The 25881-nt window shown below is 75.1% G+C and carries 21 protein-coding genes; 14 read left to right on the plus strand and 7 right to left on the minus strand.

The genetic code is table 11. The annotated features are described in order from the left end of the window. Window positions 1-88: 88 nt before the first annotated feature. From K353_RS24550 to K353_RS24575, 6 genes are all read left to right on the plus strand, one after another. The gene (locus K353_RS24550; RefSeq protein WP_233533808.1) at window positions 89-946 is read left to right on the plus strand and encodes a RodZ domain-containing protein; all 858 of its coding nucleotides are present in this window, start codon (window positions 89-91) and stop codon (window positions 944-946) included. An 82-nt stretch (window positions 947-1028) separates the two neighbouring features. Beyond that, on the plus strand, window positions 1029-2510 hold the full coding sequence (gene rimO / locus K353_RS24555) for a 30S ribosomal protein S12 methylthiotransferase RimO (protein WP_111555726.1): 1482 nt from the start codon (window positions 1029-1031) through the stop codon (window positions 2508-2510). Next, a complete protein-coding gene (pgsA, locus tag K353_RS24560) occupies window positions 2507-3139 on the plus strand; it encodes a CDP-diacylglycerol--glycerol-3-phosphate 3-phosphatidyltransferase (protein ID WP_111555727.1) in 633 nt (210 codons plus the stop codon). The genes rimO and pgsA overlap by 4 nt, the downstream gene beginning before the upstream one ends. Next, window positions 3132-3620, plus strand: a complete 489-nt coding sequence (locus tag K353_RS24565; protein ID WP_111555728.1) for a CinA family protein — start codon at window positions 3132-3134, stop codon at window positions 3618-3620. The genes pgsA and K353_RS24565 overlap by 8 nt, the downstream gene beginning before the upstream one ends. 317 nt (window positions 3621-3937) lie before the next feature. Beyond that, on the plus strand, window positions 3938-4306 hold the full coding sequence (locus K353_RS24570) for a helix-turn-helix domain-containing protein (protein ID WP_030457965.1): 369 nt from the start codon (window positions 3938-3940) through the stop codon (window positions 4304-4306). Between the two features lie 52 nt (window positions 4307-4358). Continuing rightward, a complete protein-coding gene (locus tag K353_RS24575; RefSeq protein WP_111555729.1) occupies window positions 4359-4619 on the plus strand; it encodes a hypothetical protein in 261 nt (86 codons plus the stop codon). Between the two features lie 21 nt (window positions 4620-4640). On the opposite strand, the gene K353_RS24580 is transcribed toward K353_RS24575, so the two are convergent. Next, on the minus strand, window positions 4641-9254 hold the full coding sequence (locus tag K353_RS24580) for an ATP-dependent helicase (protein ID WP_111555730.1): 4614 nt from the start codon (window positions 9252-9254) through the stop codon (window positions 4641-4643). Between the two features lie 149 nt (window positions 9255-9403). Here K353_RS24580 and K353_RS24585 point away from each other — a divergent pair, with 149 nt between their 5' ends. From K353_RS24585 to K353_RS24595, 3 genes are read left to right on the plus strand one after another with little or no spacing between them, the layout of a single operon-like run. Beyond that, window positions 9404-11041, plus strand: a complete 1638-nt coding sequence (locus K353_RS24585) for a S8 family serine peptidase (RefSeq protein WP_111555731.1) — start codon at window positions 9404-9406, stop codon at window positions 11039-11041. A gap of 43 nt (window positions 11042-11084) precedes the next feature. Beyond that, window positions 11085-11279, plus strand: coding sequence for a DUF3046 domain-containing protein (locus K353_RS24590; RefSeq protein ID WP_111555732.1), 195 nt, complete (start codon window positions 11085-11087; stop codon window positions 11277-11279). 34 nt (window positions 11280-11313) lie between these two features. Continuing rightward, window positions 11314-12771 carry an AI-2E family transporter gene (locus K353_RS24595; protein WP_370447647.1) on the plus strand — a complete coding sequence of 486 codons (1458 nt, stop codon included), beginning with the start codon at window positions 11314-11316 and terminating at the stop codon, window positions 12769-12771. A gap of 12 nt (window positions 12772-12783) precedes the next feature. On the opposite strand, the gene K353_RS24600 is transcribed toward K353_RS24595, so the two are convergent. Next, window positions 12784-13749, minus strand: a complete 966-nt coding sequence (locus K353_RS24600) for a zinc-binding alcohol dehydrogenase family protein (protein ID WP_111555733.1) — start codon at window positions 13747-13749, stop codon at window positions 12784-12786. 79 nt (window positions 13750-13828) lie between these two features. Between K353_RS24600 and K353_RS24605 the strand changes: the two genes are divergently transcribed. After that, window positions 13829-14377 (plus strand): MarR family winged helix-turn-helix transcriptional regulator, encoded by a 549-nt coding sequence (locus K353_RS24605; RefSeq protein WP_111555734.1) that lies wholly within the window; start codon window positions 13829-13831, stop codon window positions 14375-14377. A gap of 202 nt (window positions 14378-14579) precedes the next feature. Here the strand turns inward: K353_RS24605 and K353_RS24610 are convergent, their stop codons facing one another. Beyond that, window positions 14580-15023, minus strand: a complete 444-nt coding sequence (locus K353_RS24610; protein WP_111555735.1) for a MarR family winged helix-turn-helix transcriptional regulator — start codon at window positions 15021-15023, stop codon at window positions 14580-14582. Window positions 15024-15158: 135 nt separating this feature from the next. Here K353_RS24610 and K353_RS24615 point away from each other — a divergent pair, with 135 nt between their 5' ends. The 4 genes from K353_RS24615 (at window position 15159) to rny (ending at window position 19477) form a co-directional block, all read left to right on the plus strand. Next, a complete protein-coding gene (locus K353_RS24615) occupies window positions 15159-15551 on the plus strand; it encodes a nuclear transport factor 2 family protein (protein ID WP_111555736.1) in 393 nt (130 codons plus the stop codon). A gap of 212 nt (window positions 15552-15763) precedes the next feature. Beyond that, window positions 15764-16873, plus strand: coding sequence for a recombinase RecA (recA, locus tag K353_RS24620; protein ID WP_100840417.1), 1110 nt, complete (start codon window positions 15764-15766; stop codon window positions 16871-16873). Window positions 16874-16877: 4 nt separating this feature from the next. Further along, entirely contained in the window at window positions 16878-17873 is a 996-nt protein-coding gene (locus K353_RS24625; protein WP_233533809.1) for a regulatory protein RecX, read from the plus strand. 200 nt (window positions 17874-18073) lie between these two features. Continuing rightward, window positions 18074-19477 (plus strand): ribonuclease Y, encoded by a 1404-nt coding sequence (gene rny / locus K353_RS24630; protein ID WP_233533810.1) that lies wholly within the window; start codon window positions 18074-18076, stop codon window positions 19475-19477. Window positions 19478-19757: 280 nt separating this feature from the next. Here the strand turns inward: rny and K353_RS24635 are convergent, their stop codons facing one another. From K353_RS24635 to K353_RS24650, 4 genes are all read right to left on the minus strand, one after another. After that, entirely contained in the window at window positions 19758-22469 is a 2712-nt protein-coding gene (locus K353_RS24635) for a PKD domain-containing protein (protein ID WP_158585482.1), read from the minus strand. A gap of 145 nt (window positions 22470-22614) precedes the next feature. Continuing rightward, the gene (locus tag K353_RS24640; RefSeq protein ID WP_111555739.1) at window positions 22615-24288 is read right to left on the minus strand and encodes an FAD-dependent monooxygenase; all 1674 of its coding nucleotides are present in this window, start codon (window positions 24286-24288) and stop codon (window positions 22615-22617) included. A gap of 107 nt (window positions 24289-24395) precedes the next feature. Then, a complete protein-coding gene (locus K353_RS24645; RefSeq protein ID WP_111555740.1) occupies window positions 24396-25223 on the minus strand; it encodes an amino acid ABC transporter permease in 828 nt (275 codons plus the stop codon). After that, window positions 25220-25870, minus strand: coding sequence for an amino acid ABC transporter permease (locus K353_RS24650; protein WP_111555741.1), 651 nt, complete (start codon window positions 25868-25870; stop codon window positions 25220-25222). The genes K353_RS24645 and K353_RS24650 overlap by 4 nt, the downstream gene beginning before the upstream one ends. Window positions 25871-25881 lie beyond the last annotated feature (11 nt).

A 25881-nucleotide genomic window follows, 5' to 3' on the forward strand; every position in this document is an offset into this window, starting at 1 on the left:
GTTCGGGCCCCCTCCGGTTGAGAAACGTTCCGCCCCCACCCCTAGACTGGTGCTTCAGCAGGTGGCCTCCGCTCGAAAGGCGTGCCCAGTGACCATCGGCAAGTCCCCCCGCAGCTCCGCCCCCGACGCCTCCGCGCCCGCCGCCGCCGAGGAGCCGAGCCGTGCCGCCGGCGGGCCGAGCATCGGGCGGCTGCTCGCCAGGGCCCGGATCGACGCGGGCCTGACGGTCGACCAGGTCAGCACCCGGACCAGGATCCGGGTGCCGATCGTGCACGCCATCGAGTCCGACGACTTCGACCGCTGCGGCGGCGCCTTCTACGCCCGCGGCCACCTGCGGCTGCTGGCCCGCGAGGTCGGCCTGGACGGCGAGGCGCTGGTCGCCCGCTACGACGCCGAGCACGGCGGGGCGCCCGCGCCGACCGCCGGCCAGCTGATCGACTCCGGCCCGATCAAGGTCAAGGACCACAACCGGCCGAACTGGACCGCCGCGATGGTGGTGGCGATCCTCGCCGTGGTCGCGCTGATCGGCTACAACCTGGTCGGCTCCTCGTCCTCCGGCGGCGACCAGCCCGGCGCGGCCAGCGCCCCGCTGCCCTCCGGCGTCTCCGCCCCGGTCACCGCCTCCCCGTCCGCGCAGCCGCCGGCCCCCGAGAGCAGCGTCGCCGCGATCGCCGCCGCGCCCGCCGACAAGGTCACCGTCAAGCTGGTCGCCGGGTCGGACAAGAGCTGGGTCACCGCCAAGGACGGCAACGGCAAGTCGCTCTACTCCAACAACCTGGAAGCCGGCCAGGACCAGACCTTCACCGACGCCAAGAAGATCACCCTGGTGATCGGCAACGCCGGGGCCGTCCACCTGTTCGTCAACGGCAAGGACCTCGGCCCGGCCGGCCAGGACGGCCAGGTCGTGCACCTCACCTACACCCCGGGCGACCCGCAGGCGGGCTGAACCGGGACGATCCGCCCGCCGAAGCGAACCGCGCGCCCTCCGGAGGGAACTCCACCCGGGGGCGCGCGTTAATCTTGGCGTCATGCCTGAAACCCGCACTGTCGCCCTGGTCACGCTCGGATGCGCCCGCAACGAGGTCGACTCCGAGGAACTCGCCGGGCGACTGGAGGCCGACGGCTGGCGGCTGGTGGACGACGCCAGCGAGGCCGACGTCGCCGTCGTCAACACCTGCGGGTTCGTCGAGGCCGCCAAGAAGGACTCCGTCGACGCCCTGCTGGAGGCCAACGACCTCAAGGGGCACGGCCGCACCCAGGCCGTGGTCGCCGTCGGCTGCATGGCCGAGCGCTACGGCAGGGAACTCGCCGACGCCCTCCCCGAAGCCGACGGCGTGCTCGGCTTCGACGACTACGCTGACATCTCCACCCGCCTGAACACCATCCTCTCCGGCGGCCACGTCGAGGCCCACACCCCGCGCGACCGCCGCAAGCTGCTGCCGCTCACCCCGGTCGAGCGGCAGGCCGCCGCCGCCGAGGTCGCGCTGCCCGGCCACGGCGCCCCCGCCGACCTCCCCGACGGCCTGGCCCCCGCCTCCGGCCCGCGCACCCTGCGCAAGCGGCTGGACGACGCCCCGGTCGCCTCGATCAAGCTCGCCTCCGGGTGCGACCGCCGCTGCTCGTTCTGCGCCATCCCGGCCTTCCGCGGCTCCTTCATCTCCCGCCGCCCCGCCGACGTGCTGGGCGAGGCCGTCTGGCTGGCCGGGCAGGGCGTGCGCGAGGTGGTCCTGGTCTCCGAGAACAACACCTCCTACGGCAAGGACCTCGGCGACATCCGCCTGCTGGAGACCCTGCTGAGCGAGATCGCCGCCGTCGAGGGCATCGAGCGGGTCCGGGTCAGCTACCTCCAGCCCGCCGAGATGCGCCCCGGCCTGATCGACGTGATGACCGGGACCGACAAGGTCGTGCCCTACTTCGACCTCTCCTTCCAGCACTCCGCGCCCGCCGTGCTGCGCCGGATGCGCCGCTTCGGCTCCACCGAGCAGTTCCTCGGCCTGCTGGAGACGATCCGGGCCAAGGCCCCCGCGGCCGGCGCCCGCTCCAACTTCATCGTGGGCTTCCCCGGCGAGACCGAGGCGGACTTCGCGGAGCTGGAACGGTTCATCACCCACGCCGGCCTCGACGCCATCGGCGTCTTCGGCTACTCCGACGAGGACGGCACCGAGGCGGCCGGCTACGACGGCAAGCTCGACCAGGACGTCGTCGACGACCGCGTCGCCCGGCTCTCCAAGCTCGCCGAGGAGCTCACCGCGCAGCGCGCCGAACAGCGGGTCGGCAGCGAGGTGACCGTGCTGGTCGAGTCGGTCGAGGACGGGGTGGTCGAGGGCCGGGCCGCCCACCAGGCCCCGGAGACCGACGGCCTGACCACCCTGCTCGGCGTCCGGGACGCGGTGGTCGGCCGGTTCTACCGGGCCACGGTGACCGGCACCGAGGGCGTCGACCTGGTCGCCGAGGCCGTCGGGGCCACCGGGGCCGTCGAGGTCCAGCAGCTCGCCGGAGCCGACGTATGACGAAGGGGCCGGGCGCCCCGGCCGCCACCCGGCCGACCCCGGCGGCCGTCCCGCCGCAGCCCGGCGTGTGGAACATCGCCAACGTGCTGACCATGTTCCGGCTGGTGCTCGTCCCGGTCTTCGCCGCGCTGCTGTTCGCCGACGGCGGCCACGACCCCAAGTGGCGGGCCCTCGCCTGGGCGGCCTTCGCCATCGCGATGATCACCGACGTCTTCGACGGCGCGCTGGCCCGCAGCAAGGGCCTGGTCACCGACTTCGGCCGGATCGCCGACCCGATCGCCGACAAGGCGATCATGGGCACCGGCCTGATCGGCCTGTCTCTGCTCGGCGACCTGCCCTGGTGGATCACCGTGGTCATCCTGGCCCGGGAGATCGGCATCACCCTGATGCGGTTCTGGGTGATCCGCTACGCCGTCATCCCGGCCAGCCGCGGCGGCAAGGTCAAGACCCTCGCCCAGGGCACCGCGGTCGGCATGTACGTCCTGGTGCTCACCGGGCCGCTGGCCACCGCCCGGGCCGTGGTGATGGGCGTCGCGGTCCTCCTCACCCTGGCCACCGGCCTCGACTACCTGCTCCAGGCCGTCCGGCTGCGCCGCGAGGGCATCGCCCGGGAGCGCCGCGGTGGGTGAGCCCGGCACCGCGGCGGCCCGGGCGCTGGCCGCGCTGCGGGCCGACGGCGCCACCCTGGCCGTCGCCGAGTCCCTCACCGGCGGGCTGCTGGCCGCCGCCCTGGTCGGCGTCCCCGGGGCCTCCGCAGTCTTCCGGGGCTCGGTCACCGCGTACGCCACCGAGCTCAAGTCCGCCCTGCTCGGCGTCGACGAGGGCCTGCTGGACGTGTACGGCCCGGTCCACCCCGTGGTGGCCCGGCAGATGGCCGAGGGCGTCCGCCGGCTGCTCGGCGCCGACTGGGCGCTGGCCACCACCGGCGTGGCCGGGCCCGAGCCGCAGGACGGGCAGCCGGTCGGCACCGTGTACGTGGCCCTGGCCGGACCGGCGGGAACAGAAGCGCTCCCGCTCCGGTTGTCGGGTGGGCGTGACACGATCCGGCAGGGGTCGGTGGACGCCGCGCTGGAGCTGCTGCTGCGGCGCCTGGCGTCCCGCCCGGGCTGAGCTTCGCCGAAGGACCCGGTGCGGCGGGCCGAAAACCCGGGAACCCGCCGCACCCGCCGGGGGAACGTGTTACACCGGATGCTCCGGCCGGGCGGGGCCCCGCCGGGAGGCACATCCGTCGACCCGGCGTCGACCGCGCGTCCGGAGCCGGACATCTGCCCGCCACGGGTGGTTCGACGGCCCGGGCGGGGAAGAAACAGGGAGGGGGCGCCTTGCAGCCCAGAGTGAACACGACCCCGGTCCCGGCACGGGATGCTGGCAAGGCGGTACGGTGGGGTCGTGACATCTCGATCCGCAGTCCGAGGAGGGAGGCACCGATGATTCTGCTCCGTCGCCTGCTGGGCGATGTGCTGCGTCGGCAGCGCCAGCGCCAGGGCCGCACACTCCGCGAGGTGTCGGCAGCCGCCAGGGTTTCGCTCGGGTACCTCTCCGAGGTCGAACGGGGTCAGAAGGAGGCGTCCTCCGAACTGCTCTCCGCCATCTGCGACGCACTGGACGTGCGGATGTCGGAGGTCATGCGGGAGGTCAGCGACGAACTGTCGCTCGCCGAACTTGCGGCGATGGCGACACTCTCGGAGGGTGATCTGCTGAGGCCGGTGCTCGAACCGGTTCCGCTGCCGGCACCCGGCGTCGACCGGTCCGGGTCCATCTCGCCCAAGGCGGCGATGGACGTGGTGGCGGCCTGACCGGACCTCGTCCGCCCCGCCACCGCGGGGCGCCGGGTGAAGGAGGGCCACGATGCGGAGTGCGCGCAGTGCGCTGCTGCTCGGTGCGACGGCACTGGTCGGTCTGGGCCTGATACTGCTGCTGAAGGGCGGCACCGCGATACACGGCGGTGCCGCCCTCGGCATGCTCGCGGCCGGCTGGTGGGGGGCGGGGCTGATCCCGGTGCACACCCGACTGGTGCCGGAACCCGGGAAACGCGGGGAGACCCCGGACGCCGGGAACCCCCCGCCGCCGGGGCCGCCCGGGGCGGGGAGCCCTCCCTCGGACGGGTGAACCGCCCGCGCCCCGCCCCCGCTACCTGAGCCGGTAGCCCTTCGGGGTGGGGTGGAAACCGGCCGTTTCCAGGTGCCCGCCCAGGGGGCTGGTGAGGGCCGGGTGGCCGTTGACGCGCTCGATGGTGAGCGGCCCGACCAGCCCGGCCAGTGCCACGGCCAGCGTGGGGCCGTCGGTGGACCAGGCGAGCAGGGACTTGCCGCCGCGCTCCAGGTAGAGCACCAGCTCGCCGTCGACCAGGGCGACCAGCGAGCCCGCCTTGCGGCCGGGGCGGTGCGCGGCGGCGGTGTCCGCGGGCGGCTCGGGCCAGGGCAGGGCCGCGCCGTACGCGTTGGCCGGGTCGGCGGCGGCCAGCACCACGGCCTGCGGGGCCTGGTCGGGGGCGGCGGCCGTCCACTCGGTGGCCGCCGCCCGCTCCAGCCGGGAGCTGACGGAGCGCAGCCGGTCGGCGGCGCCGGCCATGGCGAACTGGGCGCCGCCCAGGCCCTCGACGAAGTAGCCGCGGCGGGCCCTGCCGCGCTCCTCGAACGCGGACAGCACCCGGTAGACGCCCGCGAAGCCGCCGGGCACCCGCTCGGCGGCCACGGTGCCGCGGGTCAGCACGCCGTGCCGGTCGAGCAGGGCCTGCGCCCGGGCGGCGGCCCGCACCGTCGGATCCCCGTCGAGGGCGGGCAGCAGCGACCAGCGGCCCACGGTGGTCGGCGGGCCGGTGCGGGCCGCGGGGCGGGCCAGGCCGCGCCCCGCGCCGCCGTAGCGGCCGCGCGGGGTGGTGCGCGGCGCGCGGTGCGCGGTGGCCCCGGCGGTGCGGCCGGAGCCGAGCAGGCCGCGCAGCGGGGCCAGGGTGTCGTTGGTGACGTACCCGGCCCAGACCAAGTCCCACAGGGCGTCGGCGATCTCGGCGTCCGGGGTGTCCGGGACGCGCTCGGCGAGCTGGCGGAAGAACGCGCCGTAGCCGCCGGTGAGCGCCTCCAGCAGGGCGGTGTGCACCGGGCCCGGGGTGAGCGGCAGCGGCTCGGGGCGCAGCAGGTGGGCGTTCTCCGGCAGGTGCAGGCTGATCCAGCCGTCCTTGCCGGGCAGCGCGCCCGCGCCGGACCAGCCGATCTCGCCGGCCGCCGTCAGCTCGTCCAGCAGGGCGGGGGAGTAGTCGGCGAGCCGGGCGGGCAGCACGAGCTTCTCCAGGGCGGAGGCGGGCAGCGCGGCGCCCTGGAGCTGCTCGACCACCCGGTAGAGGCCGTCGGCGCCGCGCAGCCGGTGGCCGGCCAGGTGCTGCCACTGCGGGAGGAACGCGGCCAGCGCCCCGGCCGGGACGGCCTCCACCTCGTGGCGCAGGGCGGCCAGCGAGCGGCGGCGCAGGCGGCGCAGCACCTCGGTGTCGCACCACTCGGGGGCGGCGGCCGAGCCGTCCGGCCGGAACTCGCCCTGGACCAGGCGGCCGGCGGCGGTGAGGCGGTGCAGGGTGCCGGTGACCACGGCGGTGCCGAGGCCGAAGCGCTCGGCGGCGTCCTGCGCGGTGAACGGGCCGTGGGTGCGGGCGTGCCGGGCCAGCAGGTCGCCCAGCGGGTCCTTGACCGGCTCGGTGAACGCCTCGGGGACGCCGACCGGCAGCGGGGTGCCGAGGGCGTCGCGCAGCCGCCCGGCGTCCTCGATCGCGGCCCAGCGCAGCGCGCCGCCGATCCGGACCTGGATCGCCCGGCGGGCGGCCTCCAGCTCCAGCGCCCACAGCGGGTCGGCGCCGCGCAGGCCCAGTTCGGCCTCGGAGAGCGGGCCGAGCAGGCGCAGCGCGTCGGCGACGCCCTCGGCGTCCTTGATCCGGCGCTCGGGGGTGAGCCGCTGGAGCTCGGCCTCCAGGTCGGCGAGGACCTGCGGGTCGAGCAGTTCGCGCAGTTCGGCCTGGCCGAGCAGCTCGGACAGCAGCCGGGAGTCCAGCGCGAGGGCGGCGGCGCGGCGCTCGGCGATCGGGGAGTCGCCCTCGTACAGGAACTGGGCGACGTAGCCGAACAGCAGGGAGCGGGCGAACGGGGACGGCTCGGGGGTGGTGACCTCGACCAGCCGCACCGCGCGGGACTCCAGGTCTCCCATCAGCTCGACCAGGCCGGGCACGTCGAACACGTCCTGCAGGCACTCGCGGACGGCCTCCAGGACGATCGGGAAGGAGCCGTACTCGGCGGCCACCTCCAGGAGTTGGGAGGCGCGCTGGCGCTGCTGCCACAGCGGGGTGCGCTTGCCGGGGCTGCGGCGGGGCAGCAGCAGGGCGCGGCCGGCGCACTCGCGGAAGCGGGCGGCGAACAGGGCGGAGCCGCCGACCTGGTCGGTGACCAGCTGCTCGATCTCGGCGGCGTCGAAGACCGCGGCGTCGGCGCCGACCGGGGCCTCGTCGGCGGGCGGGGCCCCGTCGGCGGGCGGGACGGCCGGGGGGAAGTCGCCCAGCAGGTCGCCGTCCGGCAGCCGCAGCACGATGCCGTCGTCGGCGTGCATCACCTGCGGGTCCAGGCCGTGCTTCTCGCGTAGCCGGGCGCCGATGGCCAGCGCCCACGGGGCGTGCACCTGGGCGCCGAACGGGGAGTGCACGACGATCCGCCAGTCGCCGAGCTCGTCGCGGAAGCGCTCGACCACGATGGTGCGGTCGTCGGGCAGGTGGCCGCAGGCTTCGCGCTGCTCGGCGAGGTAGGCGAGCAGGTTGGCGGAAGCCCAGTCGTCCAGGCCGGCCGCGCGCAGCCGGGCGGTGGCCGCCGCCGGCTCCAGGGCGCCGAGCTCGCGGACGAACGCGCCCAGGGCGCGGCCGAGTTCGAGCGGGCGGCCGAGGGTGTCGCCCTTCCAGAACGGGAGCCGGCCGGGGACGCCGGGGGCGGGGGTGACCAGCACCCTGTCGTGGGTGATCTCCTGGATCCGCCAGGAGGTGGTGCCCAGGGTGAAGACGTCCCCCGCCCGGGACTCGTAGACCATCTCCTCGTCCAGCTCCCCGACCCGACCGCCGCCCTTCTTCGGGTCGGCCCCGGCGATGAAGACGCCGAACAGGCCGCGGTCGGGGATGGTGCCGCCGGAGGTGACGGCCAGCCGCTGGGCGCCGGGGCGGCCGGTGACGGTGCCCGCGACGCGGTCCCAGACCAGGCGGGGGCGCAGCTCGGCGAAGGCGTCGGACGGGTAGCGGCCGGCCAGCATGTCCAGCACGCCGTCGAACGCGGACCGCGGGAGGGTGGCGAACGGGGCGGCCCGGCGGCAGAGCGCGAGCAGCTCGTCGACGTCCCAGACGTCCAGCGCGGTGATCGCGACCAGCTGCTGGGCCAGCACGTCCAGCGGGTTGCGCGGGACGCGCAGGGCCTCGATGGCGCCCGCCCGCATCCGCTCGGTGACCACGGCGGACTGCACCAGGTCGCCCCGGTACTTGGGGAAGAACACGCCGCTGGAGACCGCGCCGACCTGGTGCCCGGCCCGGCCGACCCGCTGCAGGCCGGAGGCCACCGAGGGCGGGGACTCGACCTGCACGACCAGGTCGACGGCGCCCATGTCGATGCCCAGCTCCAGGCTGGAGGTGGCCACCACGGCGGGCAGCCGGCCGGCCTTCAGCTCCTCCTCCACCAGCGAGCGCTGCTCCTTGGACACCGAGCCGTGGTGGGCCCGGGCCAGCAGCGGCGGTGCGCCCGCGGCCGCCCCCGAGCCGCCCATCAGCTCGGCGGGGGAGTGCGCCTCGGGCAGCGGGGCGCCGGTGGCCCGCTCGTAGGCGATCTCGTTCAGCCGGTTGCACAGCCGCTCGGCCAGGCGGCGGGAGTTGGCGAACACGATGGTCGAGCGGTGCGCCTGCACCAGGTCGACGATCCGCTCCTCGACGTGCGGCCAGATCGAGCCCTGCCGCTGCTCGTCGCCCTCCTCGGCGGGCGCGGCGGGCAGGTCGGCCAGGTCCGGGACGGGGACCACGACGGACAGGTCGAAGCGCTTGTCGCCGCCGGGCTGGACGATCGCCGCGCCGCGCCGCGGGCTGAGGTAGCGGGCGACCTCCTCCACCGGGCGGACGGTGGCGGACAGGCCGATCCGGCGGGCCGGGCGCTCCAGCAGCTCGTCCAGGCGCTCCAGGCTGAGCGCCAGGTGCGCGCCGCGCTTGGTGCCGGCCACCGCGTGCACCTCGTCCAGGATCACCGTGTCGACGCCGCGCAGGGCCTCCCGGGCGGCGGAGGTGAGCAGCAGGAACAGCGACTCGGGGGTGGTGATCAGGATGTCCGGCGGCTGGGTGGCGAAGCGGCGGCGGTCGGCGGCCGGGGTGTCGCCGGAGCGGATGCCGACCCGGACCTCGGGCTCCGGCAGGCCGAGCCGGACGGACGCCTGCCGCAGGCCGGCCAGCGGGGACCGCAGGTTGCGCTCGACGTCGACCGCGAGGGCCTTCAGCGGGGAGACGTAGAGCACCCGGCAGCGGTGCTTCGGGTCGGCCGGGGGCGGGGTGGCGGCCAGCCGGTCCAGCGCGGAGAGGAAGGCCGCCAGCGTCTTGCCGGAGCCGGTCGGGGCGACCACCAGCACGTCCGTCCCGAGCCCGATCGCCGACCAGGCCCGGGACTGCGCCTCGGTGGGCGCGGCGAACGCTCCCGTGAACCAGGCCCGGGTGGCCGGGGCGAAGCCGTGCAGCGGGTCAGCGTCGGAGGAGGCCATGACCCCATGGTGCCCCGACACGCTGACAGGTCACGGAACGGTCACCGTCTGACCCAACCCCGTGAAGCAAATCGTACAAATCGCTCATATGGTGATGAACCGGACCCGATCCCGGTGTCCGGCCCTGCCTGACGAGCGGAGAGCGTGCGATGGAGCAGGTGAGCCAGGCCCCCGGCAGCACCCCCGCCCCCCACCGGCGCCGCAGCGTCCGGGTGCTCGGCGCGACGCTGCTCACCGGACTGCTGCTCGGCGGCGCCGTCCCCTACGTCACCGGCACCGGCGACACCTACCTCAGCTACCTGGTGCTGGACGAGCGCACCGACGCCCGGGGCGCCGAGCACGCCGGCGACCAGGCCCGGGCGGTCGGCGGCAAGGTCGTCCAGGACTACCCGCAGATCGGCGCGGTGCTCGCCTACGCCGGGCCCCGGTTCGCCGAGAAGCTGCGCGGACGGCCCGGGATAGCCGCCGTCGGCGCCACCCGCACCGTCCCGGTGCCCTCCCCGCCCCGGCCGCTGGCCGGCGCCGCCTTCGACGCCGGCACCGGCACCGCCGCCGGCGCCCGGCCCGGCGCGCTGCCGCTCGGGGACGCGGAGCCGGCCGCCGCGCGCGGCACGACGGGCGCGGGGGCGGCCGGCGAGACCGTCGAGGGGGCCGACGACTCCACCGCCACCGTGCCCGACCCCGACGAGCAGTCCGACTGGAACCTCGCCATGATCGGCGCCCTCGACCGCCCCGCCGGGCGGGGCGCCGCCCTGCTGCGCCCGCCGGTCGCCGACCGGCCCGGCCCGGCCTCCGCCGACCGGGCCGGCGCGCTGCCCACCGCCCAGCAACTCGCCAAGGTCACCGTCGCCGTCCTGGACTCCGGCGTCGACGACACCCACCCCGACCTGCGGGCCGCCGTCGACCCGGCCGCCTCCGCGTCCTGCGCCGACGGCCGCCCCGACTCCCGCAGCGGCGCCTGGCGGCCCGACGACGCGATCAACGAGAGCGGCCACGGCACCCACGTCGCCGGGATCGTCGGCGCCGCCCGCGACGGCCACGGCGTCACCGGCGTCGCCCCCGGCGTGCGGATCGCCGCCGTCCGACTGCTCGGACCGCTCGGGCAGTACTACACCGAGAACATCGTCTGCGGCATGCTCTGGGCCGCCGACCACGGCGCCCGCGCGATCAACGACAGCTACTTCGCCGACCCGTGGAAGTACAACTGCCCCGAGGACGCCGACCAGGCCGCGCTGGCCGCCGCCGTCGGCCGGGCCGTCGCCTACGCCCAGCGCAAGGGCGCCGTGGTGGTCGCCTCGGCCGGCAACGACAGCCAGGACCTGAACGCCGGACGCACCGACCAGCGCAGCCCCAACGACCGCACCACCGGCCCCCCGGACGACCGGCAGCTCGGCACCGAGTGCATCCGGCTGCCCGGCGAACTGCCCGGCGTGGTCACCGTCACCGCCGTCGACCGCAACGGCCTGCCCGCCGGGTACAGCAACTACGGGCGCGGCAGGGTCTCCATCGCCGCCCCCGGCGGCGACCCCGACGGCGGCACCCAGGGCGCGATCGTCTCCGACTGGCCCGGCGGCCGGTACGCCGCGCTGGCCGGCACCTCGATGTCCGCCGCGCACGTCACCGGCGCGGTCGCCGTGGTCGCCGCCCGGCACCCCGACTGGAGCCCCGACCGGATCGCCGCCGCGCTGGCCCTGGCCGCCGACCAGGGCTGCACCACGACCCTGCCGCTCGGCTGCCAGGACCGCGGCTTCTACGGCGCCGGCCTGCTCACCCTGCCGACGGGCTGACCGCCGTCCCGGAGCGGCCGGCCGGTGCCCGATACTGGGGCGCATGAGGCTGACCGAGTTCTGGCGACGGATGCACGAGCACTTCGGCGAGGCGTACGCGGAGTCCTTCGCCCAGGACCACGTGATGGGCGAGCTCGGCGGCCGCACCGTCCGGCAGGCGCTGGACGCCGGGTGGGAGGCCAAGGACGTGTGGCGGGTGGTCTGCGCCACGCAGGGGGTGTCGCCGCGACTGAGGTGAGATTATTCGCGCCGGAGTGGGTGAGACTGTCCCGGTGGCGAGCAGCGCAGAGAACCCCGACCCGACCGGCGACCCGGCCCCCGACACCGCGCCCGACACTGCGCCCGACACTGCGCCCGGCACCACGGCCCGGGCGGCCGACGCGGTGGAGGCCGCCGACGCCGCGAGGGCGGGCACCGGGGGCCCGGGCGCCGAGGGGGCGGACACGGTGGCCGCCCGGCTGCTGCGCCGGGCCGAGCTCGGCGGCGGCGCGATGCCCCGCTGGCTGCCCAGGGCGCTGCTGCTGGCGCTGCTCGGGGTCGGGCTGTTCCAGCTCGCCGACTGGGCCTTCCACCAGCTGATCGACCTGTTCGTGATGCTGCTGGTGGCGTTCTTCCTGTCGCTGGCGATGGAGCCCGCCGTCGACCGGATGGCCGCCCGGGGGGTGCGCCGGGGCCTGGGCACCTTCCTGGTGTTCATCGGCCTGTTCGTCGCCGCCGCCGGCTTCCTGGCCTCGCTCGGCACCCTGCTGGTCGACCAGATCACCCAGATCGCCGGGAAGCTCCCGCAGCTGCTCCAGGACCTGATCACCTGGATCAACCACACCTTCCACACCGACCTGTCGCTCGACCAGCTCCAGCACCAGGTGCTCAAGGACTCCGGGACCATCGAGAAGTACGCCCAGCAGGCCGCCGACAACGTCTGGGGCGTCACCGGCACCGTCATCGGCGGACTGTTCCAGGCGTTCACCGTCGGCCTGTTCACCTTCTACTTCACCGCCGAGGGCCCCCGGGTGCGGCGCACCGTCTGCTCGCTGCTGCCGCCCTCCAAGCAGGGCGAGGTGCTGCGGGCCTGGGAGATCGCGCTCGCCAAGACCGGCGGCTACCTCTACTCCCGGGCGCTGCTCGCGCTGATCTCCGCGCTCGCGCACTGGGCGTTCTTCGCGATCATCGGGCTGCCTTATGCCGCCGCGCTGGCCGTCTGGGTCGGCGTCATGTCGCAGTTCGTGCCGACCATCGGCACCTACCTGGCCGGCGCGCTGCCGGTCCTGGTCGGGCTGACCGTGCGGCCGGTGGAAGCGCTCTGGGTGCTGGCCTTCGTGACCGTCTACCAGCAGATCGAGAACTACCTGCTGCACCCGCGGATCACCGCGAAGACGGTCGACGTGCACCCCGCCGTCGCGTTCGGCGCGGTGATCGCCGGGGCCGCGCTGCTCGGCGCGGTCGGCGCGCTGATCGCCATCCCGGTCGCGGCCACCCTGCAGGGCTTCGTCGGGACGTACGTGCGCCGCTACGAGGTCGAGGACGACCCGCGGATCGACCACGGCGAGGAGCGGCGCGAACGGCGGCGGCACACCGTGCGGCGGCTGCGGCGGATGGTGTCGGGCGGTTCGGGGCGCTCGGACGGTTCGGACGGCTCCGGCGGCGCGGGCGGCGCGGGCAGTTCGGGCGCGGACGGTGCCGGTGGGGGACGGTCGGGCGGGGAGCGGCGGGAGGAACCGCCGGGGGAGTGACCGCGCGGGCGGTCAGGGCAGCAGGACGGTGCGCACGCCCGGGGCCTCGGGGGCGGTCCACACCGTCTCCACGTCGGCGAGCGGCGCGGTCCGGGCGGGGACGGCGAGTCGGCCGTGGTCGATCTCCTCGATCAGGGAGGGCAGTTCGGCCAGGTAGGCGCGGGTGGAGACGGCGCCCTGGCCGTTGCCCCGCAGGCGCAGGTCGGCCGAGCGCAGCAGGACCGAGGGCAGGTCGAGCGAGGGGCCCGCCACCGAACCGATCTGCACCCAGTCCAGCGTCCGGCTCCGGTCCGACCTGGCCCGCAGCAGGGCCGACATCGCGGCGGCGGCCGGCTCGCCCCACAGGTAGTCGAGCACCACGTCCACCTCGGCGGCGGCCTCCGCCAGGGCCGCCGCGGTGGCGTCGGCGTCGGCGGTGAGCGCCACGGTCGCGTCCGCCCCCAGGCCGGGCAGGGCCGCCAGCCGCTCCGGATCGCGGCCGGCGCCCACCACCCGGCCGGCCCCGAGGCGCCCGGCGACCTGGACCGCCATCCGTCCGGCGTTGCCGGTCGCGCCCAGCACCAGGACCGACTGCCCCGGTCGGAGCGGGACGCGGCGGCGCAGCGCCACCCAGGACGACATCGCGGGGTTCATTGCGGCCGCGATCCGCACCGGGTCCGTGCCCTCGGGCAGCGGGATGCTGCGGCGGGTGTCGATGACGGTGCGGGTGGCCATCGGACCGACCAGGTCGTCGTCGGCGACGAAGTACACCGCGGTGCCGTCCGCGCGGCGGCCGACGCCGTCGACGCCGGGGACCATCGGGAGCCGCCCGGTGCTGGTGTAGTGCCGCCCGGACGCGCCGGTGCGTACCCGGGGGTGCAGGCCGACGGCGAGGACGTCGACCAGCGCGTGGTCCTCGTCGGTGGGTGCCGGGAGGTCGAAGGGGCGGTAGCGGGGCGGGCGGTCGAACGAGTCGACGACGGCGGCGCGGATCTCCACGGGGTTCCTCCAGGGTTTGGTTTGTGCCACGTACCAAAAGTAGTACGTGGCGCAAACCTTTTCAACTATGATCGGGCCCATGACCTCCTCCGAGGGCGCCCGCGCCCGGTCCGCCTCTCCCGCCGTCCCTGCTTCCGCGCCTGCCTCCGCCCCCGCTTCCGTCTCCGCTTCCGTCTCCGTGGCGGACCTCGGCCTGGTCGACGGGCTGGCCCAGCTCACCTTCCTCGTCCACGGCGCCCTGGCCGAGATCGCGGCCCGGCAGGACCTGTCGATGATCCAGGTCCGGCTGCTCGGCGTGCTCCGCGACCGCGAGCCCGCCATGCGGGAGCTGGGCCGGCTGCTGGGTCTGGACAAGTCCTCGGTCACCGGCCTGGTCGACCGGGCGCAGCGCCGCGGCCTGGTGGTCCGCGAGGCCAGCGCCACCGACCGCCGCTCCTACCGGGTCTCCGCCACCCCTGCTGGGCGGGAGCTCGCGGAGCGGGTCGCGGCGGAGTTCGCCGAGCGGATCGACGCCTTCGCGGCGGGGCTGACCGGGGACGAGCGGCGCCTGCTGGCCGGACTGGCCGCCCGGGTCGTCGCGGCGGACGCCCACCGGCGCGGCGTCGACCTGCGGACCGGGGGGAGCTGAGCGGGGGCGGTGGGCGCGGAGAGGGGTCGGCGGCCCGGCGGGTGGCGGTGGTGGGGCTCGGGCCCGGGTGGGGGCCGCGCCTCGGTGGGCGTCGAGGCGGGGCCGGGCTCCGGCGGGTGCGGGGCGGTCCGGCGGGTGCTGAAGGGGGGCCAGGGGTCGGGCCGTGGGGTGGGGCCCGCGGCCGGGCGGGGTGCCGGGCGGGTCAGGCGAAGGGGCCCCCGGTGGTGAAGCGGCGCAGGTGGCGGGCGAAGTCCTCGGCCTCGCCCGGCGGCCAGTCGGCGAGGCCCTCGGTGATGCGTTCGGTCAGGCGGCGGCGGAGCTCCGCGACGGCCCGTTCGCCCTGCGGGGTCAGTACCAGCAGGTGGGCGCGGCGGTCGGCCGGGTCCGGCTCGCGGCGGATCAGGCCCGCCTCCTCCAGGCGGGAGGCCCGGCGGGTGGTGCCGGAGCGGTCCAGCCCGATCTCGGGCGCCAGGTCGGCGGCGCTGTGCGGACCGGTGCGGGCCAGTGCGCTGAGGACCGGGTAGGTCAGCTCGTCCAGGGCCGGCCCCAGGCCCTCGGTCAGCTGCCGGTGCAGCCGGACCCGGGTGGTGCGGCGGAGCAGGACGCCGAGTGCTTCGGCGATGGCGGTGCCCGTGTCGTTCTCCATGGTCGCCAGATTAGCGTGCGCGACGCACGCTTTTTCGGCCCAGATGCGTGCGCGGCGCACGTATCTGGGCTAGAGTCCTGGAAGAAGCGTGCGCCGCGCACGCATTTCGATCCGCATCGACGGAAGGACACCGCCATGACCCGCACCGGCATCGAGGCCGCGCTCACCGACCTCCTGCTCAACCGCGACCTCACCGTCGCCGAGGCCGCCGACCGCCACTTCACCCCCGACTACCGCCAGCGCACCGACGGCGAGTGGGCCGACCGCGCGCAGTTCGTCGACCACATCTCGCACCTGCGCGGCGTCGTCGCCGGGGGCCGGTTCGAGGTCCACGAGGAGCTGCGCGACGGCGACCGCTACGCGGACCGGCACACCGCGCACCTGGTCAAGACCGACGGCTCCACCGTGAGCATGGAGGTCTACGTGTTCGCCGACCTGGCGGCGGACGGCCGGTTCCGCCGGATCGAGGAGACCACCCTGCTGCTGGAGGGGGCCGAGGCCGACCGGGGCATGGGCAGCGCCCGCTGAGTCGGTGCGGGGCCGCGCCGCACTGGGCGGCGCGGCGCGGCGCGACCCCGGAACGGGTGGGTAGGGTGCGACACTGGAATCGAACAGATGTTCTTTGTACTCTTCGGCGCGGAGTTTTCCACAGGCCGAGCCCGTCCGGGGCCGATTGTCGGTGGGACGCGCTAGCGTCGGTGACGATGAAGCGCACAGGACAGAACCCGAGGGTGGAAGCCATGGCAGGAACGGACCGCGAGAAGGCCCTTGAGGCCGCACTCGCCCAAATCGAGCGACAGTTCGGCAAGGGCTCGGTGATGCGCCTCGGCGAGAAGGCGAACGAGCCGGTCGAGGTGATCTCCACCGGATCCACCGCCCTCGACGTGGCGCTCGGCGTGGGCGGCATCCCGCGCGGCCGGGTGGTCGAGATCTACGGCCCCGAGTCCTCCGGCAAGACCACCCTGACCCTCCACCTCGCCGCCAACGCGCAGCGGGCCGGCGGCACCGTCGCCTTCGTCGACGCCGAGCACGCGCTCGACCCCGAGTACGCCAAGAAGCTCGGCGTGGACACCGACGCCCTGCTGGTCAGCCAGCCGGACACCGGCGAGCAGGCGCTGGAGATCACCGACATGCTGATCCGCTCCGGCGCGATCGACCTGGTGATCATCGACTCGGTGGCCGCGCTGGTGCCGCGCGCCGAGATCGAGGGCGAGATGGGCGACTCGCACGTCGGCCTCCAGGCCCGGCTGATGAGCCAGGCGCTGCGCAAGATCGCCGGTGCGCTGAACCAGTCGAACACCACCGCGATCTTCATCAACCAGCTGCGCGAGAAGATCGGCGTGATGTTCGGCTCGCCGGAGACCACCACCGGTGGGCGCGCGCTCAAGTTCTACGCCTCGGTCCGCCTCGACATCCGGCGGATCGAGACCCTGAAGGACGGCACCGAGGCGGTCGGCAACCGCACCCGCGTCAAGGTGGTCAAGAACAAGGTCGCCGCGCCGTTCAAGCAGGCCGAGTTCGACATCCTCTACGGCGTCGGCATCAGCCGCGAGGGCGGCCTGATCGACATGGGCGTGGAGCACGGCTTCATCCGGAAGTCCGGCGCCTGGTACACCTACGAGGGCGACCAGCTCGGCCAGGGTAAGGAGAACGCCCGCAACTTCCTGCGCGACAACCCGCAGCTGGCCGACGAGATCGAGGCCAAGATCAAGGGCAAGCTGGGCATCGGCCCGAAGCCGCCCGTCGTCGAGGGCGAGGCCCCCGCGGCGGAGGTCCCGGCCGTGGTCCCGGCCGCGGCGGCCCCCGCGAAGGCCGCGGCCAAGAAGACGGCGGCCGCTGCCAAGAGCTGATCCGTTGACACGCCACCAGCAGCACGACCACCCGGCACCGGGTCCGTCCGAGGACGGGCCCGGTGCGGGCGTTCCCGGGGGCGCCGGCGACCACGGGAGCGGCGACGGCCCGCCGGACTGGTTCGCGGCCGTCGCGGGGGAAGAGGAGGAGCCGGCGCAGGGGTCGGACGGCCCGCCGGACTGGTTCGCGGCGGCGGCCGGGGAACCGGCCGCCCCGGTGGGGGAGTTGCCCGGGCTGGTGCGGGCGTCCGAGCTGCCCGGGGGCAGGCGGCGACGGCGCAGCGCGCTGGGGGAGCTGCCGGCCGCGGAGCCGGTGGCGGCGGAGCGGCCGCGGGCCCGGCGGCGCACCAAGGCCGAACGCGGCGAGAGCGGGCGCGGCGAGAGCGAACGCGCGGAGACCGGGGGCACGGAAGGCGGACGGACCGGCGGCGACGGGGAGTCGCGGTCGGGACGGCGCGGGCGGGCGCGGGCCGTCGAGCCGGTCGGCGATCCGGCGGACCGGGCCCGGGACATCTGCCTGCGGCTGCTCACCGGGGCCGCCAAGTCCCGCAAGCAGCTGGCCGACGCGCTGCGCCGCAAGGAGATCCCGGACGAGGTGGCCGAGCAGGTGCTGTCCCGGCTGGAGGAGGTCGGGCTGATCGACGACGCCGCCTTCGCCGAAGCCTGGGTGGAGTCCCGGCACGCGGTGCGCGGGCTGTCCCGGCGGGCGCTGGCCCAGGAGTTGCGGACCAAGGGCGTCGCCGGGGAGGCCGCCGAGCGGGCCCTGCTCCAGGTGGACGCCGAGGACGAGTCGGAGGCCGCCCGGGCGCTGGTGGCCCGGAAGTTGCGCTCCACCGCCGGGCTGGAGCGGGACGTCCGGATCCGGCGGCTGGTCGGGGTGCTGGCCCGGCGAGGCTACGCCGAGGGCCTGGCGTTCCGGGTGGTCCGGGAGGCGCTGGACGCGGAAGGCGCCGACGGCGCGGAGGAGGGGGCGGAGGACTGGGCGGACGCGGACGACTGACCACGGACGACTGACCACGGGCCCGGGACGCGGAGCGAGAGGTGGTGCGGTGCGATGTGATGACTGGTGATCAGATCGCCGGAGCCAATTCTCGATCGCATCTTGACCGTTTCGTAACCTCCGCCTAGCCTCACACTCAGTGGCAGGACGATCGCGGAGGTCGCCTCGGCGGTAGCGTGAGCAGGACGGGGAGTGGCCGGATGGGCATCGCTCAGGGCACCGAAACGGGTTCCTCCCTGCTGCTGGCGGCCGGAGTGCTGATCGGCGCCCTGGTGCTGGTGCTGGCCGCCGGGTTCCTGATGCTCCGGCAGCGCCGGGCCGAACTCGACCGCCGCGAGGAGCGGTTGACCTCCGAACTGCACCGCCTGCACGCGCACGAGGACGAACTCGCCGCCCGCGCCGCCGACGCCGAGCGGGTGCGCGACGAACTCGCCGGCCAGGCCGTGGAGAACCGCCTGCTGCTGGAGCGCACCGCCGGGCTGACCGCCGCCCAGGCCCGCGAGGAGATCGTCCGGGCCGCCGAGTCGGAGGCCCGCCGGGAAGCCGCGCTGAGCGTCCGGGAGATCGAGCGGCGGGCGGTCACCGAGGGCGAGGGCCGGGCCCGGGAGATCATCGCCTCGTCCGTCCAGCGGCTGGCCGCCGAGCACACCGCCGACACCGTGGTCACCACCCTGCGGCTGCCCAGCGAGGACATGAAGGGCCGGGTGATCGGGCGCGAGGGCCGCAACATCCGCGCCTTCGAGGCCGTCACCGGCGTCAACCTGATCGTCGACGACACCCCCGGCCTGGTCCAGCTCTCCTGCTTCGACCCGGTCCGCCGGGAGAGCGCCCGGCTCACCCTGGAGGCGCTGCTGGTCGACGGGCGGATCCACCCGGCGCGGATCGAGGAGGCGCACGAGCGCAGCCGGGCCGAGGTCGAGCGGCTCTGCGTCCGGGCCGGGGAGGACGCGCTGCTCACCGTCGGGATCGGCGCGAGCGGCGAGATGTCGCCCGAACTGGTCCGCACCCTGGGCACGTTGCGCTACCGCACCTCGTACGGGCAGAACGTGCTCGGGCACCTGGTGGAGTCCGCGCACCTGGCCGGGATGATGGCCGCGGAGCTCGGCGTCGACCCCGAGCAGGTGCGCCGGGCCGCGCTGCTGCACGACATCGGCAAGGCGCTCAGCCACCGGGTGCCGGGCAGCCACGCCGCGATCGGCGCGGAGTTCGCCCGGCGGCACGGTGAGGCGGAGGAGGTCGTGCACGCGATAGCGGCGCACCACGGCGAGATCGAGGCGAAGACCGTCGAGGCGGTGCTCACCCAGGCCGCCGACGCCTGCTCGGCCGGGCGGCCGGGCGCGCGCAAGGAGTCGGTGGAGGCGTACGTCCGCCGGCTGGAGCGGCTGGAGGAGATCGCCCGGGCGCACGAGGGCGTCACCAAGGTCTACGCGATGCAGGCCGGCCGGGAGGTCCGGGTCATGGTGCAGCCGGAGGCGGTGGACGACCTGCGGGCGCAGGAGATCGCCAAGGAGGTCGCCCGGCAGGTCCGGGAGGAGCTGACCTACCCGGGGCAGATCCGGATCACGGTGGTGCGGGAGTCGCGGGCGACCGAGGTCGCCCGGTAGCGCACCCGGTGGGAGGGCGCGCTACCGGCTCCGGGGCCGCGATCCTGTCGGCGCGGGAGGGGCCCGGTCGGGCGTGTGGTTCCCCGTGTGCCTGGGCGCGCCCGGCGGTGCTGCGCCACCGCCTGTGCGTCCCGCGGTCGAAGGCTGGGGCCGGCCCGCCGCCCCGTGGTCGACCGACCGGCCCGCCGCGCGAGGAGCGCGCGGCGGGCCGGCACCGGCACGTGGGGAGGGCTGCTCCCCGTCCTGGACAGCGCCGGAGGAGCGATGCCGTGGCGCGCGGTCAGCGGCCGGCCACGACGAGCGGACCGATGCCCACGTTCGTGACGAACGGGGAGAGCGGTCCGGCGGCGTCGGCGGTGTCGATCCGGGCGGCGGCGCTCCACCGGCCGGCGGTGTAGTCGCCGTTGACGGTCAGGACGGAGTTCTGGCTCGTCACGCCGAACACCCGCAGGCTGTTGCCGGTGGAGGCGACGGCCACTTGCCGGACGCCGGGCAGCCCGCTCACCGCCGAGACGTCGCCCCAGCGGCTCCACCGGCCGGCGGCGTAGTCACCGGTCGCTTCGAAGACCCGGCCGTCCGAGGTCCGCGCGACCACGTGGAACTTGGAGCCCGGGGTGGTGGCCGCGGCCACCTGCGCCACGGTGCCCGGCGAACCGATCGCCGCCGTCAGGTCGCCTCCGGTCCACCGGCCCGCGTTGTAGTCGCCGTCGGCGATCCGGATCCGGCCGTCCGAGCCCAGCACCGCGACGTGCAGCACCCTGCCGATAGAGGAGGCCGCCACGTCGGTCGCGTCGGCGGGGAACCCGAGCGCCCCGGTCACGTCGGCCCACGGCTGCCAGCGCCCGTTCCTGGGGTACGTCTCGTACACCCGGCCGTTCGCGACCGCCAGCAGGTGGGTCTCGTTGCCGATCGCCGTCGCGGTCAGCCGGCTGATGCCCGGCAGCGGGCCCGTGCCGATCTGCTCACGCCACTGGTCCCACGTCCCCAGCGCCGTGGGGCCCCATGCCTGGTTGAGAAAGCGCATGTTGCCGTACACCTTGCCGTCCACCACCGCGTAGGCGTGCAGGTTGTCGTCCTCCTGCAGCACCGACGCGGCTGCCGCGACCGTCCCGGGCAGTCCCGCGCTGGACGGCAGGGGCAGGAACGGCGACCAGCGGCCCGTGGTGTAGTTGGCACCCGCGTTGATCAGGCTGCCGTCGGCGCGCTGGGTGAGCAGTTGCACCCGCTCGCCCGGGGCAATCGACTTCGCGTACGCGTCGTTGTCGACCTGGATGCCGGAATCCTGGGTGGTCACCGTCCGTTTGCCCTGGTCGAAGGCGGTCACTCGGACCTGGTACCGGCCCGGGGCGCTGTACTGGTGGGTGAGGGCCACCCCGTTGTTCGGCGGCAGCGACGCGGGCAGCGAGCCGTCACCGAAGTCGACCGACACCGCGGAGACGACGTAGGGCGACGTCGCGAAGGGCGTCACCTTGATGGAGAGGGTGCTCTGGTCGAGCTGGTAGGAGAAGCCCGCCTGCAGCTCCGCCGGGGCGTTGACCACCACGGACTTCTGCTCCGAGTACAGTCGCCCGCCCTGGGCGTCGGTCACGATGACGCGGACCCAGTAGGTGCCGGGAGCGGTGTAGGTGTGCGTGGCGGCCGGAGCGGTCGCGTGCTGGGTCGTGCCGTCGCCGAAGTCGTAGTAGTAGTCGGCCTGCTTGACGCCCCAGGCGTTGTACGGCGCGGCGGTGGCCTTGACGGTGAACGGGGCCGGACCCTGCAGTGTCGGCACGTCGGCGGTCACGTCCAGGGTCAACCCCCGCTGACCGCTGACTTCGTACGCGCCCCGGTCCCGTATCCCGCCCTTCGGCGCGGTGTTGGCGATGTCCGGGTCGTCACCGGGCCCCACCCCGAGCAGGTCGGGTTCGACGCCGGGTGCGTCGGGGTCGGCCGAGTCGATCGCCGCGGCGGCCGACTCCGACAGCTGGCCTTTCGAGGAGAAGATGTAGGGGACGAGCGAGCTGTCCAGGGCGACGTCGTGCCCGGCCTGACCGGTGGCGGCGGTGAAGGCCGCTGCGCTCGGGTACGTCTGGCCGCCCCAGGCGTACCCGGAGCCGTTCGGCCGTCGGTGGAGCAGGTTGTAGTCGACCTTCGAACCGCTCACCGAACCGGCCGAGACGGAGACCTCCACCCCGCTCTGGGCGGCCGGGTCGGTCGGGCAGGCCGAGGGGAGGGTGCCGTCGCTGATCACGTTGTTCTCGATCAGCGCGCCGGGCGACGCGCCGTCGAGGTGGACGCTCTCCCCGCAGGAGGCCACGATGGTGTTGTAGGTGACCGCCGTGTTCGGCGCGTCGGTGGCGGTGACGCCCACGGTGCTGGTGTAGCTGATGTCGTTCCCGGTGATCAGGGTGTCGTGGGTGCCCGCCCCGAGGTCGATCCCGCCGGAACCGATCGTGTTCCGGCTCACCGTCACCTGCCTGGTGTCGCCGGCGGTCCGGACGGACAGCCCGCCCACCGAGAACCGGTTCTGGTCGAGGGTGATCCGGGAGGAGTCGGAGACCACCACCGCCGGGAGCGGGACGGTTCCCCGGAACCCGCCCTGGACACCGAACCCCCGGATCGCCACGTCGTGCACGCCGGCCAGCACGAACGCGCCCTCGGTCGGCGACGGCATCGCCACGGCGGGCCGGATGCCCGTGACGGGCTCGTACGTCAGCCCCAGGAACGTGATCGGCTGCTCGGGCGTCCCGGAGCGGGTGAGCTTCACCGACTCGACGTACGGGCCCGACCCCGGGCCGACCTTGACGGTCTGACCGGGTACCACCACCGCTGCGGCGGCCGAGATGGTGCAGAACGGGTGGGCCTCGGTGCCGCCGTCGGTCTGCGAGCAGCCGGACACGTGGTTCACGTAGAGGACGTCCCCGGTGGTCGCGGCCGAGGACTGGACCGCCGGGAAGGCGAGGACGGACGTCGCCGCGGCGACGAGGAGGGCAGCGGACTGGCGCAGACGCACGAATTGACTCCGGGAAGGGGAACACAACGTCAAAAGCGGCCAAGCTTCCCACTCGAACGTCCTTGCGGTCCACCTGATTCGGGTGGCGCACGGCATGCCCGCAGGTGGTGCCGTCCCCGTGCCGGCGGGCTTCCCCGGGGCGGGGCTAACCCTTCGCTTCCTGCTGCTCCAGGCCCGGCTTGGGGGTGAGCGGGGCGGCCAGGGCGTGCAGGGTCTCGGGCTGGAGGCCGGGGGTGGTGCCCAGCAGGTGGCCGTCGGGGCGGATCAGCAGGACGGTGTGCGGGGCGGCGCCGGGGTAGCCGTCGGTGACCAGGACCTCGGTGGGGACGGGGAGGGCGGCGGCGAGTTCGGCCAGGCGGGGCATCAGGCCGGCGCCGAGCCAGTGCTCGGCGGACCAGACGGTGGTGCCGGGGGCGACCAGGACCAGCAGGAACGGGCCGCCGAGGCGGGCCCGGAGGGTGTCCGCGGCGCCGTCGGCGGTGACCACCGGGAGGTCGGGGACCAGGACGCCGGGGGCGGTGGCCGGGAGCTGCTCGGTGAGCGCGGTGCCGCGGCCGGCGCCGCGCTGCTCGGGGACGCGGGGGGCGACGCCGGAGGGCGCGGCCGGGTAGGCGGGGGCGCCGCCGAAGCGGCCGGTGCCGAGCTGGCCGTCGGCGAGCAGCGGGGCGTGCTTGCGGAAGGAGCCGGAGACTAGCGCCCGCCGGGTCTCGGCCCAGCCGCGCAGCGGCCGCAGCAGCGGCATGCTCTGGTCGACGGCGCGCAGCCGGGCGCCGACCGCGCCGCGGCGCTCGGCCTCGTAGCCGTCCAGCAGGGCGCGGTCGGCGCGCTCGGTGCCGGGGGGCAGGTGCCGGGCGAGGGCGAGCCGCCAGGCGAGGTTGTCGGCGTCGCGCAGGCCGTCGACGAGGTTCTGCATGCCGAGGGCGCCGTGCAGGTGGGCGGCGTCGCCGGCGAGGAAGCAGCGGCCGGTGCGGAACCGGCCGGCCAGCCGCTGCTGGTAGGTGTGGTCGGCGGCGGCCAGCAGCTGGTGGGGCGGGAGTTCGCCGCACCAGCCGGTGAGCGCGGCGGTGACCCGGGTGAGCAGGGTGTCGCCGGTGACGATGCCGGGCCAGGTGGCGTGCGGGTCGACCGGCTCGGTGGGCTGGGGGCGGCCGGGGGGCAGCCGCCAGTCGAGCCGCCACAGGCCGTCGGGCAGCGGGCGGGCGGAGGCCTCGCGGTCGCCGCGCCACGGGGGTTCGCGGTGCAGTCGGGCCTCGCCGGGGAAGGGCAGGTCGACCCGGACGGTGGCGACGGCGTGCCGGTCGACGGCGGGCCGGCCGGGGAAGCGGACCTTGAGCAGCTTGCGGACGGTGGAGCGGGCGCCGTCGCAGCCGACCAGGTGGCTGCCGCGCCACCAGGCGTCCTCCCCGGCGGAGGCGGTGCGGACCGCCACCCCGTCGCGGTCCTGGGCGAGTTCGACCACCCGGTGGCGCGGCAGCAGGTGGATCAGCGGGGTGGCGGCGACGGCGTCGCGCAGGCCGCGCTGGAGGCGGTGCTGGGCGAGGTGCAGGACGGGTTCGGCGTCCAGCGGCAGGCGCAGCACCTCGGCGCGGCGGCGCCAGACGGTGAAGGCGTCCCAGCGGGCGGCGTCGGAGACCACCCGGGTGTAGCCGATCCGGGCCAGGAAGGCGGTGGTGTCACCGCCGAGCACGACGGTGCGGGGGCTCTCCGGGCTCACGCCGGCACCCTCGTCCAGGACGGTGCTGGGCACGTCGTTGCGGGCCAGGGCGAGGGCCAGGGCGAGACCGACCGGCCCGGCCCCGACGATGATCACCGCGTCCATGCCGGGGCCTTCGGGCGGGCGGCCGCGGCCGCCGGTGCGTCATATGCCGGGTGAGAGGTCCCAGGTGGTGTCACGAAGAGCAATGCAACAGATCACCTGGGTGTCCGTCAAGCAGCGGACGTGCCGCGGGGCTTCGCGCCGCGACGGCCGCGGGACTCGATCCAGCGGGCCAGGCCGCCGAGGGCGAGGCACATGGCGATGTAGATCGGGGTGATCACCAGGACGACCGGGATGTACGGGTAGCCGTCGGAGTTGGAGGCGATCAGCTTGCCCACGTACAGCAGCTCGGGGTACGTGATGATGTAGCCGAGCGAGGTGTCCTTGAGGGTGACGACCAGCTGGCCGATGATCGCGGGCAGCATGGTCCGGACCGCCTGCGGGACGAGCACCAGGCTCATCACCTGGGTCTTGCGCAGGCCCAGAGCGTGGGCCGCCTCGGACTGGCCGCGCGGGACGGCGTTGATGCCGGAGCGGATGATCTCGGCCTGCACGGCGCCGTTGTAGAGGACCAGGCCGATGACCAGGCCCCACATCGGCTGGGCGGTGAACACCGCCTGGTAGAGCGCGAAGATCATGATCACCAGCGGCATGGCCCGGAAGAACTGGACCACCGCCGTGCACACCGCCCGCACCGGGCGGTGGTCGGACAGCCGCCCGACCGCGAGCAGGGAGCCGAGCACCAGCGAGCCGGCCGCGGCCAGGCCGAAGGCCTTCAGGGTGGCCAGGACGCCGTCGATGATGCGCTGCTGGACGGCGGTGTACTGGAAGGAGTCCCACAGCGAGCCGTCGAACTGGCCCTGGTCGGCCAGGGTGGAGACGACCCACCAGAGCAGGGCGGCGATGCCGAGCGCGCCGAGCGCGCCGAGCAGCAGGTAGCGCCGCCGGGCCCGCGGGCCGGGGACGTCGTACAGGACGGAGGAGGTGCGGGCGCTCATCGGGCCACCGCCGTGCGCCGCTCCAGGGCGGAGACGACCGTGCCGACCGCGAAGCTGATCACCAGGTAGGCCAGGGCCACCCAGAAGAAGATGGCGAAGATGGCGTACCCCTTCTCGGTCAGGGTCTTCTGCACGCTGAACAGCTCGAACACGTTGAAGGCGCCGGCGATGGCCGAGTTGCGGGGCAGCGCGATGAACACCGAGCCCATCGGCGCGATCACCGCCCGGGCCGCCTGCGGCAGCACCACCAGGCCGAGGGTCTGGCCGAAGCCCATGCCCAGCGAGCGGGCGGCCTCGGCCTGGCCCAGCGGCACCGTGTTGATGCCCGCGCGCAGCACCTCGCAGACGAAGCTGCCGGTGTAGACGCTGAGCGCGGCCACGGCGGCGGTGAAGCTGCTGATGTGCACGTCCAGCCGCGGCAGCACGAAGGTCACCGCGAAGAACAGCAGGGTCAGCGGGGTGTTGCGGAAGATCGTCACCCAGGTGCCGCCGAAGGCCCGCAGCACCGGGACCGGCGAGACGCGGAAGGCCGCCAGCATGAAGCCCAGCAGCAGGGCGAACAGGGCACTGAGCGCGCTCAGTTCGAGCGTTCCCAGGAACCCGCGGACGAACAGCGAGAAGTTGCCGTCCTCGAACGGTATGCCCATGCCGGCGGCCC

This window comes from Kitasatospora sp. SolWspMP-SS2h, assembly GCF_003259315.1.
Classification (GTDB): domain Bacteria; phylum Actinomycetota; class Actinomycetes; order Streptomycetales; family Streptomycetaceae; genus Kitasatospora; species Kitasatospora fiedleri.

Excerpts from the sequence above, each read along its gene's own strand:
- rimO (WP_111555726.1), top strand. The coding sequence starts at position 1,029 with ATGCCTGAAACCCGCACTGTCGCCCTGGTCACGCTCGGATGCGCCCGC.
- K353_RS24650 (WP_111555741.1), bottom strand. The coding sequence starts at position 25,870 with ATGGGCATACCGTTCGAGGACGGCAACTTCTCGCTGTTCGTCCGCGGG.
- rny (WP_233533810.1), top strand. The coding sequence starts at position 18,074 with ATGGGCATCGCTCAGGGCACCGAAACGGGTTCCTCCCTGCTGCTGGCG.
- recA (WP_100840417.1), top strand. The coding sequence starts at position 15,764 with ATGGCAGGAACGGACCGCGAGAAGGCCCTTGAGGCCGCACTCGCCCAA.
- K353_RS24590 (WP_111555732.1), top strand. The coding sequence starts at position 11,085 with ATGAGGCTGACCGAGTTCTGGCGACGGATGCACGAGCACTTCGGCGAG.
- K353_RS24610 (WP_111555735.1), bottom strand. The coding sequence starts at position 15,023 with ATGGAGAACGACACGGGCACCGCCATCGCCGAAGCACTCGGCGTCCTG.
- K353_RS24605 (WP_111555734.1), top strand. The coding sequence starts at position 13,829 with ATGACCTCCTCCGAGGGCGCCCGCGCCCGGTCCGCCTCTCCCGCCGTC.
- K353_RS24615 (WP_111555736.1), top strand. The coding sequence starts at position 15,159 with ATGACCCGCACCGGCATCGAGGCCGCGCTCACCGACCTCCTGCTCAAC.
- pgsA (WP_111555727.1), top strand. The coding sequence starts at position 2,507 with ATGACGAAGGGGCCGGGCGCCCCGGCCGCCACCCGGCCGACCCCGGCG.
- K353_RS24640 (WP_111555739.1), bottom strand. The coding sequence starts at position 24,288 with ATGGACGCGGTGATCATCGTCGGGGCCGGGCCGGTCGGTCTCGCCCTG.
- K353_RS24585 (WP_111555731.1), top strand. The coding sequence starts at position 9,404 with ATGGAGCAGGTGAGCCAGGCCCCCGGCAGCACCCCCGCCCCCCACCGG.
- K353_RS24580 (WP_111555730.1), bottom strand. The coding sequence starts at position 9,254 with ATGGCCTCCTCCGACGCTGACCCGCTGCACGGCTTCGCCCCGGCCACC.
- K353_RS24570 (WP_030457965.1), top strand. The coding sequence starts at position 3,938 with ATGATTCTGCTCCGTCGCCTGCTGGGCGATGTGCTGCGTCGGCAGCGC.
- K353_RS24645 (WP_111555740.1), bottom strand. The coding sequence starts at position 25,223 with ATGAGCGCCCGCACCTCCTCCGTCCTGTACGACGTCCCCGGCCCGCGG.
- K353_RS24575 (WP_111555729.1), top strand. The coding sequence starts at position 4,359 with ATGCGGAGTGCGCGCAGTGCGCTGCTGCTCGGTGCGACGGCACTGGTC.